General features: G+C 71.8%; 12 protein-coding genes. 3 read left to right on the top strand and 9 right to left on the bottom strand.

Annotation, left to right across the window (positions count from 1 at the left end):
- Position 1: 1 nt before the first annotated feature.
- Entirely contained in the window at positions 2-1,900 is a 1,899-nt protein-coding gene (locus CRP49_RS38530; RefSeq protein ID WP_097258042.1) for a glycoside hydrolase family 5 protein, read from the bottom strand.
- Between the two features lie 85 nt (positions 1,901-1,985).
- Complete coding sequence (locus tag CRP49_RS47270) at positions 1,986-2,831, bottom strand: hypothetical protein (protein ID WP_179851984.1); 846 nt, start codon at positions 2,829-2,831, stop codon at positions 1,986-1,988.
- 237 nt (positions 2,832-3,068) lie between these two features.
- Between CRP49_RS47270 and CRP49_RS47265 the strand changes: the two genes are divergently transcribed.
- The gene (locus CRP49_RS47265; protein ID WP_179851983.1) at positions 3,069-3,239 is read left to right on the top strand and encodes a hypothetical protein; all 171 of its coding nucleotides are present in this window, start codon (positions 3,069-3,071) and stop codon (positions 3,237-3,239) included.
- 475 nt (positions 3,240-3,714) lie between these two features.
- Here the strand turns inward: CRP49_RS47265 and CRP49_RS38520 are convergent, their stop codons facing one another.
- Both CRP49_RS38520 and CRP49_RS38515 read right to left on the bottom strand, forming a co-directional pair.
- On the bottom strand, positions 3,715-4,503 hold the full coding sequence (locus CRP49_RS38520; protein ID WP_257033874.1) for a lectin: 789 nt from the start codon (positions 4,501-4,503) through the stop codon (positions 3,715-3,717).
- Between the two features lie 167 nt (positions 4,504-4,670).
- Positions 4,671-5,609, bottom strand: a complete 939-nt coding sequence (locus tag CRP49_RS38515) for a DMT family transporter (protein WP_097258041.1) — start codon at positions 5,607-5,609, stop codon at positions 4,671-4,673.
- Positions 5,610-5,755: 146 nt separating this feature from the next.
- Between CRP49_RS38515 and CRP49_RS38510 the strand changes: the two genes are divergently transcribed.
- Complete coding sequence (locus tag CRP49_RS38510) at positions 5,756-6,694, top strand: LysR family transcriptional regulator (RefSeq protein ID WP_097258040.1); 939 nt, start codon at positions 5,756-5,758, stop codon at positions 6,692-6,694.
- 114 nt (positions 6,695-6,808) lie between these two features.
- Here the strand turns inward: CRP49_RS38510 and CRP49_RS38505 are convergent, their stop codons facing one another.
- The 3 genes from CRP49_RS38505 to CRP49_RS38495 all read right to left on the bottom strand — a co-directional run bounded on the left by CRP49_RS38505 (position 6,809) and on the right by CRP49_RS38495 (position 12,524).
- Positions 6,809-7,570, bottom strand: coding sequence for an MMPL family transporter (locus tag CRP49_RS38505; protein ID WP_097258039.1), 762 nt, complete (start codon positions 7,568-7,570; stop codon positions 6,809-6,811).
- 248 nt (positions 7,571-7,818) lie between these two features.
- Positions 7,819-9,231: an FAD-binding oxidoreductase gene (locus tag CRP49_RS38500; RefSeq protein ID WP_097258038.1), complete on the bottom strand. Its 1,413-nt coding sequence runs from the start codon at positions 9,229-9,231 to the stop codon at positions 7,819-7,821.
- A gap of 68 nt (positions 9,232-9,299) precedes the next feature.
- On the bottom strand, positions 9,300-12,524 hold the full coding sequence (locus CRP49_RS38495; protein ID WP_179851982.1) for a BTAD domain-containing putative transcriptional regulator: 3,225 nt from the start codon (positions 12,522-12,524) through the stop codon (positions 9,300-9,302).
- A 206-nt stretch (positions 12,525-12,730) separates the two neighbouring features.
- Between CRP49_RS38495 and CRP49_RS38490 the strand changes: the two genes are divergently transcribed.
- On the top strand, positions 12,731-13,300 hold the full coding sequence (locus CRP49_RS38490; RefSeq protein ID WP_179851981.1) for a DoxX family protein: 570 nt from the start codon (positions 12,731-12,733) through the stop codon (positions 13,298-13,300).
- 68 nt (positions 13,301-13,368) lie between these two features.
- Here the strand turns inward: CRP49_RS38490 and CRP49_RS38485 are convergent, their stop codons facing one another.
- Positions 13,369-14,928 (bottom strand): FAD-dependent monooxygenase, encoded by a 1,560-nt coding sequence (locus tag CRP49_RS38485; RefSeq protein ID WP_097258036.1) that lies wholly within the window; start codon positions 14,926-14,928, stop codon positions 13,369-13,371.
- Positions 14,929-15,040: 112 nt separating this feature from the next.
- Complete coding sequence (locus tag CRP49_RS38480; protein ID WP_097258035.1) at positions 15,041-15,394, bottom strand: hypothetical protein; 354 nt, start codon at positions 15,392-15,394, stop codon at positions 15,041-15,043.
- Positions 15,395-15,405: the final 11 nt, after the last annotated feature.

The following is a 15,405-nucleotide window of genomic DNA, read 5'->3' as shown; positions in this document are numbered from 1 at the left end:
CTCAGCGCAGTGTCCGGCACAGCAGCGCATCGGGCCCCGGACGGCTGCCGAAGCGGGTGGTGAAGGCGATCCCGGCGGCGTACTCGTTCTCGGCGCACTGGCCCTTGTAGTCGCCGTAGGCGAAGTCGCCGCCCGCCGCACCGGAGGGACGGTTGTCGGACCGGTCGAACCACACGGTGCGTCCGCTTCCCGGCAGCGGCGTGCGGCCCGGCGCGCACAAGGCCGCCGACAGACGCTCCCCGCGCAGGCTGTAGCCGATCAGGAAACCGCCCGGTGGGCACTGGAGCTTGGTGTACCCGGACGCCCAGTCGCCGCCTGCGGGAACGTACCGCTCGTCGACGACGGCCGTCTGACCCACGTCGGGGCTCCGCAGGTCCGCCGTACCGGCGTCGGTGCACAGACCGCGACCCGTGGTGTGCCCCAGACCGATCAGCCGCAACCCGTCGGGGCAGGCGGCCTTGTAGGCCCCCGGATCCCAGTCTCCGGTGGCCCGCACACGCAGCGACTCCACCGCGTCACCGTGGTCGGTGCTCAGCATGCGCCACACCGGAACGGCCGCTACGGGACCGGTCGTGCTCGGCGCGGACATCAGGTGCTGCCATGCCGCACCGCGCCAGTCGTCGGAGTCCAGGATGCCGGTGCGGTGCCCGGCGGTGTCGTAGCGCAGCAGTGCCCAGTCGTCGTGGCCGGCGAAGCCCACCAGCGGCCAGTACGCGAAGTCGGCGTCATGGTCGGCGAAGTAGTCGGTGACGTTGCCGAACCAGGCACGGGCCGCCGCGTTCGTCTCGCCGCTCCCGATGCCGAACTCGCTGACCCAGACGGGTGCGGTGTAGTGCCGGCCGCTCTCCTCGACGAAGAACGCCTCGTCGTCGAGAGCCGCGGCCAACTCCTCACGGGTCAGATCCTGGTAGCGGGCATCGTGTGTCTCGCCGATGCCGGTGGCGCCGCTGTGGTGGGGGCCGGTGTACCCGTAGAAGTGGGCGGAGTAGACCAGCTTGTGGGCGTCGACGAGGGTGTGCGAGAGGGCGCGGGCAGGGGTGAGCATCGGCCGGCCGTGCGGCAGCCCGTCCACGGGCACACCGGTCCAGTTGATGCCCTCGATGACGATGAGGAGACGGGGGTTGGCCTCCGTGAGGATCCGGTCGGCGGCGAGCTGGGCGGCCGCGTACCAGTCGTGGTTGTCGCCCAGGCCCCAGTTGGGGTCGTCCAGGACGTCGCGTCGCACCTCGTTGTACAGGTCGGCGCCGACCACGCGGGGCACGGCGGCGTAACGGCGGGCCATGAAGACCCAGTCGTCGGCCCACTGCTGCGTGGACTGCCCGCTGTTCCACCGCTCGTTGCCGTCGACCCCGCAACACCAACGGGACGTGTTGGTGTGGTTGTTGAGGATGACGGCGAACCCGCTCTCGCTGAGCGCGCCGACGACGGCGTCGTAGATCTGCAGGGGCGTCCTGCCCCGCAGCTGGGGGTTGGCCCCGACGGCGTTGTCGGGCACCGGGGTCGTGCTGTGGATCATCTCGTTGGAGAACGGCAGCCGGACGGTGTTGATCCCCAGCTGGTGGAAGTCGGCGAGCAGCCCGTCCAGCGGGACGCGGTCGAGGCCGAGCGGTATGCCGTAGGAGTTCTGGCCGGCGTGATGGTTGGCGGGGTCGGTGACACTTCCGCTGCCGGTCCACGATCCCTGTGCGCCGTCCCAGTTGGCCGCTTTCAGCCGGAAGCGGTTGCCCTGCGCGTCGACGATGTAGCGGCCCTGGGTGGACAGGGGCGCAGACCATGTGGCGGTGTACGGGGTGGGTGAGCGGGGCGGTGGGGCGGCGGACGCCGTAGTCGTCTGCGCGGCCACGAGCACGAGTCCCGCGACGGTTCCGGCCAGACGCAGGACAGCTGGTGCGATCGACATGTGGACAGCCCTTGGTGGTTGGGGGCGATGTGCCTCCGAGGATGTACGGTGCCCGGCGGGGCTGGGAAGCCCACGTGATGCTCCGTCATGGGGCCCCCGCCCCATCCGTCCCCGTGGTGTCCACCAGAAAGTCGAACGCCAGCCCGCTGGAACCCTCGCCCCGGCCGATGCCCCGGCGGGCACTGAGCCAGACCGAGACGCGGCCGTCGCGCCGGCGGGCGCGGTTGTAGGCCAGGGACAGCCGGGTGCCGGTCTGCGGGACCTCCTCCTCGTTGACGTAGTACTGGTGCCCCTGATCGAGGCCCTGCCGCAGCAGCGACGTTCGCGGGGGAACGGGCAGGCCGGTGACCGCGCTGGGCATCGCGGCGCGCTGCAACCGGATCGCCCGGTCCTGACCGGGCACGTGCACCGGGATGAACGGGATCCAGTGCTCCGGTACGGAGTTCATCGCCCGGTACGCGACGGCCGCCGCCGGTGCCGGCACGGTGGGCGGTGTCCGCAGCCGCAGCCGGTGGGCCAGCTCCTCGGCGGAGATCTCGGTGCCGCGCCGGGCCGTACCCGTGGCGGTGGGCACGGTCGCCTCGACACCCCACACCAGGTTCGCGCTCTCGTCCCGGGCCAGGACGACCTCCTCCAGCGGCGGGCCGTCGGCGACCACCACGGCGCCCGGCGGCAGCAGCAGACCGGTGTCGGCGGGGACGTCGTCGTCGCCGACGGTGTCGAGGGTGAACATCGACCAGCGCTGCCAGTCGGCATCGCTGCCCGTGCCCGCGGGGGTGATCCACAGCTTCTCCCCGAAGACGTCGGTCACGGCGAGCCCGCGGATCGAGGCGTACGTCCCGGCCGGCAGGGCGCAGGGCAGCTGGTACCAGTCGTTGCTGTAGACGAGCGCGAACTCCAGGAAGACGAGCCGGGCAACGCCTGGTGGCACGGCAACTGGAACGACTGGCAGCCGATCGGCTCCATCGGGATCGGCGTCGGCATCGGCATCGGCTGAGGGCACCGCTGATCCCCTATCCGGGAAATTCCGGTTGATCCTTTCCGCCAGGATCTCGAAATCCGGGCTTGGCGGGGAATGCGCAGCGGGGCAGGAGCTGCTCTCGCCCTGCTGCGATTCCCGGAGGAGTATGGAAGGCGAGTGAGCGAGGGCGAGCAAAGGGGGCCTGCCATGAAAACGGGAGCCTCGGATTACGACGCCTGGCTGTACTCGCGTACTCCCTCCCAGGCCGAGGGCGAGCGCGATGAGCCGGCCGAGCGCGCGGCCACGGAGCAGCACCCGGACGTTCCCAGGACCGAGCCGTCCCAGGCGGAGGGAGAGCGGGTGCAGGACGCCGAATAGGCGCTTGACGTTCAGGCGGGTCTTCGAGCCGAGGACCGGGCCTCGGAACGCCGCGCTCTTCGGCTGATCGCGCTCGGCTGATCGCGTCGAGCAACCGTTGCGCGGCCACCGTCGCGCCGGCGGTGCGGATCGTGCCGGCCACGGCGGTTCGCGTCGAGCAACCGTTGCGCGGCCACCGTCGCGCCGGCGGTGCGGATCGTGCCGGCCACGGCGGTTCGCGTCGAGCAACCGTTGCGCGGCCACCGTCGCGCCGGCGGTGCGGATCGTGCCGGCCACGGCGGTCGCCCGCGGGTCCCACAGCACCCGGTTGTCGGTCACCGCCGGTGGGAACGGCCGGCCCCGATACGCCAGTGGCGGCTGGTGCGGCGACGGCAGGGTGATCTTCTGGGAGGCCACGGACACGGACCGGATGCCCAGTCTTTCGGCCACCGACTGCGCGCCCGCCCAGGCGGGCATCACGGTCGCTCCCGGCACCTCAGTTCAAGACGGTCTGGGTGACGACGATGTGGCCGTCGTCGGGGTCGAGGCTCCCGCCGAGCCGGCTGAAGGCGCCGTCGGTCAGGTCAAGGCACTTGGGTTCCTGGGGAGTCTGGGTGAAGGTGCCCCGGTCGTTGATGCGGACCACCAGGGACCTGCCGTTGGCGGTGTTGGTCACCTGGACCCGTGTGCCGAACGGCAGTTGCGGCTGACGGCTGAGCGATGTCGCCGCCGTGTCGGCGTTGTTGTCGAACAGCTCGCCGCTGGCGGTGAGGGCGCCGGGCGGCTGGGGGCCGTAGTGCGTCGCCCAGCACTGGTCGGTGGCCTGCGTGGCCGGTGCGGTCCACTTCTGGTTGGCGGCGCCGGTGCAGGTCCATATCTGGGCGCGGGCGCCGTTGGCCGAGGTGTTGCCGGTGACGTCCAGGCACTTGTTCGCCTGCGGGTTGACGATGTCGTGGGCGGCGGTGACCGTCCACTTCTGGTTCGCGCCGCCGCTACAGGACCAGAGCTGGGCCTTGGCGCCGTCGGCGGTCGCGTTCCCGGTGACGTCGAGGCACTTGCCCAGGGCGCGGATGGTGCCGTCGCTGCCGACGGTCCACTGCTGGGCGGCGGTGCCGTTGCAGTCGTAGAGCTGGACGGCCGTGCCGTCGGCGGAACTTGCCCCGGCGACGTCGAGGCACTTGCCGGCGAGGCCGGTGATGGCGCCGGTGGCGGCCTGGGCCGGGGCGGCGGTGAGCAGCCCGGTCGGCACGGCGAGGACGGCGACGGCAAGGGCGGAACGTAACAGGGATGAACGTGTGGGGGGTTGTGCGGGCAAGGGGGAGTTCACAGCCTCTCGCGATGGGCGGATGAGTGGGATCAGACCCACCCGGCAGACCTGGAACCTAAAAGGTCTGTACCAATCGCGTCAAGGGGTGAACTGGCCGATGAGAGAGGGGAGTCGCAGTCCCTCGGTCACCGGCGATCGAGCCGCCGGGAAGCCGGCTGTGGTGCGAGGTCGTAGCGCAGGCTCTGTGGCGGCACGGGTCGGTGCCGGCGGCGGTTGATGAGGGTCACTCCGGCCACGACGACGCCTCCGCCCAGGAGTTCGACCAGGTGAGGGACCTCCCCGAGCCAGACGAAGGACACGGCGAGCGCCACCGGCGGCACCAGGTACAGCGCTGCGGTGGAGACCGCGAGCGGCAGTCGTGCGACGGCGTAGCCCCAGATGACGAACCCGAGCGCGGAAGGCAGAAGCCCGAGGAAAGCGGCGGACAGCAGAGCGTCGGCCGGGGCCTGGGGCATGGCGCGTACCGCTGCCGGCGTCAACGGCAGGGCGAACACGGTGCCGGCGACCATGGCGTAGGTGGCGACCTCCAGGCCCGTGTACCGGCGCAGGAGTGGCTTCGTGGCGCAGTGGTAGATGCCCTGGACGACGGCTGCGGCCAGGACGACCAAGGAAGCGGCGGTGAATCCGGAAACGCCGTCGGCCAGGGTGACGACGGCGGTTCCCACGAGGGCGATGGCACTGCCGATGACGATGTCGCGGGTCAGTGGCTCGGCCAGGAAGGCGCTGCCGAGGAGGATGCTGAACACGGGTGCGGCCGCGATCAGCAGGCTGGCCGTTCCGGCTTCGACATGGATCTCCCCCCAGTTCAGCAGGATCTGGTAGGCGGTCATACCGGTGAGGCCGCACAGGGCGATCAAGGGCAGGTCGCTCCGCTTCGGCAGCCGCACCCGAGCGAAGGGTGCAACGGCGACCAGCGCGACCGCGGCGATGGCCAGGCGAAGGAACGACAGAGCCGCCAGACCGAGTCCGTCGACACCGACACGGATCGCCGGAAAGGCGGATGCCCAGAGCACGACCGTGCCGGCCAGGGCCAGGAAGCGGGGAGAGGCGAAGCGGGTAATCACCCGCCTACCGTGTCCCCGCTGAATGAAAAGGTCCAGTTAGGGTTTGTTCCCGATAGCCATAGAGATGCTTAATCGCTCAGCTCATCGGCCGGATGTCATGCAAAAGCCAATCTTGATTTTCCCTTCATCAAGCTTAAGATCGACTTATGCTTGATGTACGTCGGCTCAGGATCCTGCAACATCTGGCCACCTACGGAACGGTGGCGGCGGCCGCTGATGCCCTGCATCTGACCGCGCCGGCCGTGTCCCAACAGCTCGCGGTGCTCGAGCGCGAGGCCGGACTGCCCGTGGTGGAGAAGCAGGGCCGCACCTTGAGGCTGACGGCCGCGGGGGAGCTGCTGGTGGCGCACGCCGAAGTCGTCCTCGGTGACCTTGCGGCGGCGGAGTCCGACCTCGCGGCCCTGCGCGGAGGGCGACGCGGACTGATCCGGGTGGCCGCGTTCGCCTCGGCCGCCCGCACACTCCTGCCCCCGGTGTACAGGGCGCTCGCGGAACAGGCCACCGACTCGGCGCCCGCCCTCACGGTCCACCTCGTCGAACAGGAACCCGACGCGGCTCTGGAGGCCCTGCGCAAGCGTGAGACGGATGTGGCCGTCGTACACAGCTACACCGTGCTGCCCCGCGACTTCCCGTCGGGCAGCGAACAGGACGTGCTCATGGAGGACCCGGTCGTAGCCGTTCTCCACCCCGATCATGCGCGGGCTCTGGGGCTCACTCCCGGCGAACCGGCGGACCTGGCCGACCTCGCGCACGACCCGTGGCTGGCCCCGGCGCCGGACACGTCCTGCTACGAGATGATCCAGCGCACCTGCGGCGCCGCCGGTTTCGTGCCCGACATCCGCGTACGGAGCAGCGACTTCTCCGTGCTGACAGCACTGGTGGCCGCAGGTGCCGGGGTAGCCCTGGCCCCTCGCCTGGCCGTACCCGACAACGCCGAGGGCGTCAGTCTTCACCCGCTGGTGACACCGGTGAGCAGAACCGTCTTCACCGTCAGCCGCTCGGGCACCGCCCGCAGACCCGACATCCATCTGCTGGGTTCCCTGCTGAAGGAGGCGGCCACCAGTGCCGTATCGGCTGTGCGCTGAGCCGCGCTGACCGGGAGCGCGGCCCTTGTTGCGGCAGCGTCGCCGCCTTCCGGGCCGGTGCCCTGGTGACAAGACGTCGCAGCGACCACCCGTTCGCCTCCCCGGCCAAGGACATCACGGCCGGAACGTGGCCGATGCCGTGAACAGCGGTGCTGCCGAGGCGAGTCCGGCCGCGACGGCCGCGGTGGTCCGGCCCGTGCGCCGGTGCTCTTCGGTCACTCTCGCGAGCAGCAGCACCTCGTAGTCCAGGGACAGCCCGAAGGCGAGACAGAACACGGTGACCGGGCTCATGATGTCGGTCTGGCCGGTGACGGTGAACGGCCCGAGCAGCGACCGCAGATGGCCCTCCTGGAAGATCCAGACCATGGCGCCGAAGGTCGCGGTCATGCTCAGCGCGTTCATCACCAGGGCCTTGACCGCGAGGAAGAGCGCGCCCCCGGTGAACATCAGCAGCAGGACCAGGGTCGTCGCCACGACGATGGCGATGGCCGTCGGCAGGCGGGAGGCGACGGCGTCACGGACGTCGAGCAGGCGGGCCGGTGGCCCGGCCACGAGTGCGGTCGTGGGAGCGTCGGCGGCCCGCACCGCGCGGGCCAGCCGCACACTGGCCGGCCCGAAGGGTTCGGACGGGCCGCGGACGGCGAGCCAGGTACCACCGGCGGGGGAGAGGTAGCGCCTGGCGGGAACCCCGCAGTCGGCCGCTGCGGCGCAGGGGCGGGGCAGCCGTTCGCCGTGTGCGTAGACCCCGGTCGCCGTCCGCACGGACCTGGCGCCCGGCAGCGCCGACAGGTGCCGGGCGTAGGCGTCGAGTGCCGCCGTGCGGGAGGCGCTGCGGCCCGGCGCCCAGCCGGGCAGGATGACGTCCACTCCGGGCACACCGACCGCAGTTCACGCGTCGCCCGGACCACGGGGGCATCGCCGGGCAGCACACGCTCGTCGCTGAGGGCGAAGGCCACGTGCCGGAACGGCAGCGCGCATACCGCGAGCGCCAGGGCCGCCAGTACGGCGATGGGCGATCGACCTATCGGTCAACGGCGGGCGCAGGCGCGCGCAACGCGGTACGGGAGGGCTGTCCACGATCGTGTGATCGTCGGTACGACATCTGCCTCGGACCGGACGGTCGATCAGGCCGCGTTCGAGGGCCGGATGTTCTGGTTGAGGCGGAACAGGTTCGTGGGATCGTAGGTGTCCTTCACCCTCACCAGACGTTCGTGCACCGCGTCGGGGTACGCGGCGCGCACCTTGTCCTCGGCAGCGTCGCCGGTGAAGTTGACGTACATGGTGCCGCGGCCGTGGCGGGCGATCTCCTCGCGGGCGGCGCGGGCCCAGGCGACGGACCGGTCGAAGCCCGTCGCGTCCGGGGACCGCGTGATCACGTTGCACAGCACGCTCGGATCCCGCTGGCTGAAGGCCGTGGAGTCGGCGGGCACGCGGGCGAAGGCACCGCCCAGGTGGTGCAGATGGAGTTCGCTGGCGGGCGTGGGGGTCGTCAGGTGGTGACGCAGTACGGCGTCGAGCGCGGTGTCGGACGGCTCGATGAACGCCGACGTGAAGTAGTTGTGCGCCCCGGCCGTCCACAGCGGGTCGAGCAGTGACTGCATGCCGATGTACGGCATGGGGCCCATGAGGTCGGCCAGCGGTGTCCCCAGCGTCCGCAGCGGGCCGACGGCCGCCTCACCGGCCGCGGGGTCGCCCGCGTACATGCCGGCCAGCACTACGATGCGGGTGCCGTGGACCTCCGGGGGCAGGAAGGGCAGCGGAGGTGCCGTGGTCAGGTTGACCAGGGTCGTCAGCTCGTCGGGCATGCCTCCGGTCAGCTCGCGCCAGCCCGTGACCACCTGCCGGGCCTGCTCCAGGGGATAGACGATCAGGCCGGCCAGGACCTGCGGCCCGACCGGGTGCAGCTGGTACTCGAGCGAGGTCACGACACCGAAGTTGCCGCCGCCACCCCGCAGGGCCCAGAACAGCTCGGCGTTCTCCTGCGGGTCCGCGCGCACCACACGGCCGTCCGCGGTGACCACCTCGGCCGCCGTCACGTTGTCGGAGGCCAGACCATGGCGGCGCAGCAGCCAGCCCACGCCGCCGCCGAGCGTGAAGCCCGCGATACCGGTCGAGGAGACCAGGCCACCGGTCACGGCGAGACCGAAGGCCTGCGTCTCATGGTCGAGGTCGCCCCAGGTCAGACCGGTCTGGGCGATCACCCGGCGGCGTACGGGATCCACGATGGCGCCCTTCATGGGCGACAGGTCGATGACGATGCCGTCGTCGCAGGTCGAGAACCCGGCGATGCTGTGGGCGCCACCGCGCACGGCGACGAGCAGGTCCTGACTGCGTGCGAACTCGACGGCGCGCATCACGTCCGCGGTCCCGGCGCACCGCACGATCAGGGCCGGGTGCTTGTCATGGGCCGCGTTCCAGACCGTGCGGGCCTGGTCGTAGTCGGCGTCGTCGGGGCGGACGACAGTGCCGCGCAGGCCTGCCTCCAGTTCGGCGACGGTGGCGTCCCCCAGGACGCCCTTTGCCGTGTCGATCGACATGGTCGGCTCCTCGGTGCGAGTGGTTGTGCTGACACTCGGGACCGTAGGCAGTGCCTCTTAGCATCCACTCAGCAGCCGCTTTGGCCGGCGGTCGCCCAGGGCAGCGTGCGCCGCAGGACGGCCGGGCCGCGCGTGTCGCCGAGGTCGGCGAAGAGAGCACCGGCCCGGGCGGCCGCCGCCTGGGAAGCCTCGCGATCGCCCGCCTGCCACAGCAGCCGGGCCAGCATGAGGGCGACCCAGCCGACGGTGCAGGTCGACCCGGCGACGTGGTCCAGGCCCTGGGCGCGGGTCAGCAGGGTGAGGGCTCGCGCCGTATCACCCGCGGCCCTGGCCACGAGCCCTAGGTGGAGCACGCTGTTGGTGGTGCCCGGGATGTCGTCGGTCTCCTCGAAACCCGCGAGGACATCGGACAGGGTCGCCTGCGCGCTGTCGGTGTCCCCGGCGGCCAGGTGGAGCAGGCCGAGGCACCCGAGGGTGATGCCCTCCTCCCGGCGGTCGCCCAGCCGGCGCCTGATCGCCAGCGCCGCCTCGAGGTGTTTCCGTGCCGCGTCGTGGTCGCCCCGGCTCCGGTGGATGTTGCCGAGGGTGTTGAGGGCCAGGGATTCACCGTGCGGGTCGTCGAGCGCGCGGAAGCAGTCGACACTGCGGTCGGCCGCCGCGCCGGCGGCGCCGGTGTCGCCGTCGAGGCGGCTCGCCCACGCGAGCGTCGCCAGGGCGTAGCCGCGTGCCCGGGAGGGGCCGACCGTGCGGCCGGCGAGCACCGTCTCCTCGTAGCACAGCGACACCTGCCCCGCCTCGTCGTCCTCGACCACGTAACCCGGTGTCATGACCGGGAAGAACGGCCCGCTCCCGCCCTGGACGTCGTCCAGCAGCCGGAGACACTCCACGCAGGCCTCGCGCGCCACCGCGCCCTCGCCACGGCAGACGGCCCAGACGCCCTCCAGGTGCGCGGCGACGGCGAGGACCGAGGGATCGTCGGCGGCGTCGCCGAGGGTGCGGGCCAGGTCGAGGGCGGTGCGGGCGCGGTCCCACGTACCCCGCATCCACAGCAGGATCGCCTGCTGGCAGTGGGCGTACGCCAGCGCCGCCGGGTCCGCCCGCCGCCGGTGGATCCCTACGATCTGCTCGCCGATGTCCTCCAAGGGGGAGCCGTCACCGAGGCGGATCGCCAGCACGGCCCGCCCCATCAGCGCCCTCGCCCGCTGCGGGGTGGGCTCCGGTGCGGCGGCCAGGGCGTCGTCCAGCCATCGCCGGCCCTCGGCGAGGCGTCCCCGGTCGGGCCAGAACGAGCGCAGGGCCACGGCCAGCCGGAGCGCACTGTCCGGTTCGTGGCGCAGGAAGGAGCGCAGGGCGGCCCGGAGGTTGCCGTAGTCGGCCTCCAGCTCCAGCGAGGTCGCCCCCGAGATGCCGGTCGGCGGCTCGTGGTCCCGCACCTCGGCGAGCGCCAGGTAGAAGCGGCGATGGCCGGCCTCGGTGGCCGCCAGTTCCCCGGCGGCCCGCAGCCGCTCGGCGGCGTACTGCCGGATCGTCTCCAGCAGCCGGTAGCGGACCTCGTCCTGCCGGGGCTCCGCCCACACCAGGGACTTGTCGGCCAGTCGGCCGAGGAGATCCAGCACCGAGGTGCCGTGCGCACCGTCCGCGCACACCTCCTCGGCGGCAGCAAGAGAGAACCCGCCCGCGAAGACCGCCAGCCGGCGGAACAGACGCCGTTCCTCCTCGTCGAGCAGCCGATGGCTCCACTCCAGGGTGGCCAGCAGCGTCTCCTGGCGGGTCGCACCGCGCCGGCTGCCCCGGCCCAGGAGGGCCAGGGCGTCGTCGAGCCGTTCGGCGATCTGACGTGGGGCCAGTACGGGCACCCGAGCCGCCGCCAGCTCCAGGGCCAGGGGCATGCCGTCGAGCCGGAAACAGATCTGCGCGACGGCCTCCGCGTTCCCCGGGGTCAGCCGGAACCCGGGGTCCGCGTCCCCGGCCCGCTCCACGAACAGCCGTACCGAGGCGAAGCGGCCCAGCTCCGCCACGGACGGCAGCCGGCGCGGATCCGGCAGACCCAGGGAGGGCACCCGGAAGGTACGTTCCCCGTAGCTGCGCAGCGGCTCCCGGCTGGTCGTGAGGACGAAGACGCCAGGGCAGCGGGCCAGGACCTCCGAGGCCAGGGCGGCACACGCGTCGATCAGGTGCTCGCAGTTGTCCAGCACCAGCAGCATCTCCCGGCCGCCGAGCTGCGCGATCAGCGCCTCCCGGCCGCTGCCGGACGGCGGGAGCTGCAGTTCCAGGGCCGCGGCGACCGCCTCGGGCACGAGGTGCGGTTCCGCCAGGCCGGCGAGGTCGACGAACCACGCCCCGTCCCGGTAGCCGTCGCCCCGACGAGCCGCCACGGCGAGCGCGAGCCGGGTCTTTCCGCAGCCACCGGCCCCGGTGAGGGTCAGCAGCCTGCCCCGCCCGAGCAGCTTCTCCACCTCGGCCATCTCGCGTTCCCGCCCGATGAGGGCCGTCGCGGGCGCCGGCAGACGGTGCCGTGGCGTCGGCGGCCGCTGCTCCCGCGCCTCGACCGAGTCGGACAGCAGCTCACGGTAGAGGCGGCGCGTCAGCGGGTCGGGGTCGGCGCCGGTGTCACGGCGGAGTACGTCCCGCAGGTCCTCGTAGTCGGCCAGCGCCTCCCGCCGTTGCCCGGCGTCGGCCAGGACCCGCATCAGCGCACGGTGGCCGGGCTCGTGCAGCGGACTCTGCGCGATCAGGGCTCGTAGTACGTCGATGGCCTCGGCCGTGTGGTGATCGCGCTCGAGCGTCTCGCCCAGCCCCAGCCGCAGTGCCGTACGCCGTGCCTCCAGCGCCTCGGCCGCCTCGCTCGCCCAGGGCTCGTACCGGTCCTCGGGCAGCAGCCCGGCATCGGCCAGGGCGAGCGCGGCACGGTAGTCCGCGGCACCGCCACCGTCCGAGGCCCGCCGGGCCGTCTCCTCGAACGCGTCGAGGTCGATCCGCACACCGCCGTCGGGTCCGAGCACCACCAGGTCGTCGCGGAGGACGAGAACGTCCCCCGGCGCCCCCGTGGCGGCCAGCGCGCGCCGCACGGCGTGCAGCACCTGGTGCAGGTTGTTCGACGCGGCTGTCCGGTCGAGGTCCGGCCACAGGAGGTCGTAGAGCCGTTCCCGGTGCATCTGATGGCCCGGCGACAGGCACAGCAGTTTGAGCAGGCTCCGGGCCTTGCGCAGCCGCCACGCCCCGGCGGCGACCGGGCGGTCCCCGACCGCCACGGCGAAGCCACCGAGGAGCCGGATGTCTACCTCATCGGCCATGGCAACCCTCACGAGCAGGCTACCGCCCGACCGCATACGGTTCTCGCGGGCTGCCGCCCAGATGCATGATCGTGCTCGCAGCGGAAGGATCGGCATGGGTGGTCCACGCTCCGCGACGCGGCGCGGGGCTCGCCACCGACCGGTGCCTCGGCCTCTGTCCGAGCTGGGGGAAACGCCCGTCCCGGCGTTGTTACCGGAGCTTTGACATGAATACGAAACGCATATTGCAACGTCTTTCGAGTCCTGTTTCGAGTCCTACTGGATCGGGAACGCACGCCACCGCCGCACCTCTGGCCTCCGCCGCCGACTGCGGTCTTCTGCTCATCCGGCTGACCTTCGGACTGCTGATGGCCGCGCACGGCGCTCAGAAACTGTTCGGGATCTTCGGCGGAACCGGCCTGACGGCGACCGGTCGGGCGTTCGAGAGCATCGGCTACCGCCCGGGAAAGCTGTTCGCCGTGATCGGCGGCCTGTCCGAATCCCTCGGTGGCCTCGGCCTGGCTCTCGGACTGCTCACTCCACTGGCGGCCGCCGCCCTGATCGGCGTGATGATCAATGCCATGGCGACCGTCACCGGCGCCCATGGTCTGTGGGACACGGACGGCGGCGTGGAGTACAGCGTCTGCATCACCGTGGTCGCCCTGGCCATCGCGGCCATCGGCCCGGGCCGCCTCGCCGTCGACCGCTTCTTCCGCTGGGGCACGGGCGGTTGGGGGGAGGCGGCGCTCGCCCTCGGTCTGGGCGGGGGTGTTGCCGCGATCACGCTGAGTCTTTAGCGGGGGCAGGTCAGGACTTGCCCGGATACGGATTCATTCCCACCAGTCGTCATCGGGTGCGCCCTCGCTCAGCCCCGGGTGAGCGCGGTGAGCGCGTGGTGGAGGGTGCCGTCACTCGACGGGTGGTCGTCCCAGCGGGCGCCGATGTGGCCGTCGGGCCGGATGAGGAGCGCTCCGCGCGGGTGGATGCCGCAGAGGTCGGCGTGCTCCTTCGGCAGGGGCTCGACGCGCAGTGGCCGGTGTGTGTAGGTGTGTTGGGCCCAGCGGGTGGGGTCCGGGGTGAGCAGGGTGAACCACTCGCCGAAGGCATCGAGTGTGGAGCGGTCGGGAGTGAGCCAGAAGTGGGGCATGCGATGGCCTGGCTCCGCGGTGGGGACGTAGTCCGTGGCTCCGTCGGGCGGTTGGGGCGGGGTGCCGTCGCCGGTGAGGACGGCTGCGGAGTCGTAGCTGACGCCGAGCACGAGGCCCAGCTGGGCGAAGTACCGCTCCGACCAGGGAAGTTCGAGTTCGGACGAGGCAGGTTCGCCGGATTGGAGCTGGTCGCGGCGCCGGGTCAGTACCTGGACCATGAGCTCGGTGTTGGCCACCGCCTGGCGGAGCGTCCGGAGGGCGACGGGGTGGCGTTCCGTCTCGTAGGACTCCAGCAGGCCCGGTTCGGCCCATCCGTGCAGCACACCCGCCAGCTTCCAGCACAGGTTGTGCACATCGGCGAGGCCGGTGTTCATGCCCAGACCGCCGATGATGGGGAGCGCGTGCGCGGCGTCGCCGGCCAGCAGAACCCGGCCGTGCCGGAAGCGCTCGGCGACGAACGCGTTCATCACCCAGTGCTGGACCCGCAACACCTCGGCCTGTACGTCCGCGCGGGGGCCGAGGGCGCGCGAGACGACGTCGGGCCAGTCGGCGTCCGCGACGTCCTCGGGCGTGGCTCCGAACCAGGCCCAGCCTCCCTCGGGGTAGAGCGGGGCGAAGGAGCCGTGCGGGGTGAAGTAGACCCCGGCGGGCTGGTCGGCGCACCAGCGGTCGAGGTCGGCGTCGAACACGACGGTGGTGAAGCCGCCCAGCGCTCCGGGGCCCTCGGTGCCGATCCCGAGCAGTGGTCGGACAGTGGAACTCGCGCCGTCGGCGGCGAGTACGTAACGGGCACGGACACGCGTCTCTTCACCGCGTCGGTGGTCGGCGAGCAGGGCCACGACGCTCCCGGCTTCTTCGGCCAGGTCGACGAGTTCGACCCCGAACCGCACTTCCGCGTCCGCCGCGGCGAGCAGGGTGGGTTCCAGCCGATCCTGTGAGGAGACGACGCCGATCACGGGGCTCTCGGGAACCGGCGCGTTGACCCCGACCATCGCCGCCGTGGCGAAGTCCCGGTCGTGCAGGGTGTCGCGGAAGCGGACGCGCGCGTACTCCGGTGCGAACGCGTTGGCGGCGATCCTGTCGGCGAGGCCCAGCTGGCGATAGATCTCCATCGAGCGCACGTTGACCAGCCGGGACCGGGGAAACGGTGACAGCTCGGCGTGTTTCTCGACCAGCAGTACCCGGACGCCCCAGCGTTCCAGCAGCGCCCGGGCGGTGAGCCCGACCGGCCCGCCGCCGACGATCAGTACGTCCACCTCGGCGTTCGCCACGGCCATGTCGAGCTCCTCCTGCTCACCGCCATGAGATCAATGATCCGCACCTGGCGGCGGGCCGCAATGCGGCAGGCATGGGGGAGGGCCCCGCATGCCGGGGCCCTGGTCGAGAGGGTCAGGAACCGAGGAAGACGACCGAGCGGAGCTTCAGGCGGTCCGTGGCGGGGCGGCCGTGGGGACGGAGGGACCAGGAGTCGCCCGAGCAGTCGGTCCCGGTGAAGACGAGGGCGAACGCGTCGGTGTCGTTGTGCGGGGCGAAGGCGGGCTCGGAGGCGTCCGGGTCCGCGACTTCGGGGAGGGTGATGCACTCATCGCTCGCCGGGTCGTACAGGGTGGCCGCCTGGGGTTGGCCGTTGAGGCCGATGAACTTGTAGGTGAAGTCACCGGTGGCGGCCTGGGCGGGCGTGGCCAGGACGGCGGTGAGGGCGATGGCACCGCAAGCGGCGGCGACGGTGTTCCGGAGACGCACAGAGTTCTCGT

It is taken from the genome of Streptomyces sp. Ag109_G2-15, assembly GCF_900215565.1.
In the GTDB taxonomy this organism is placed as follows: Bacteria; Actinomycetota; Actinomycetes; order Streptomycetales; family Streptomycetaceae; genus Streptomyces; species Streptomyces diastatochromogenes.
Note: the sequence above shows the minus strand (reverse complement) of the source record. Positions and strands in the feature narration are given on the sequence as shown.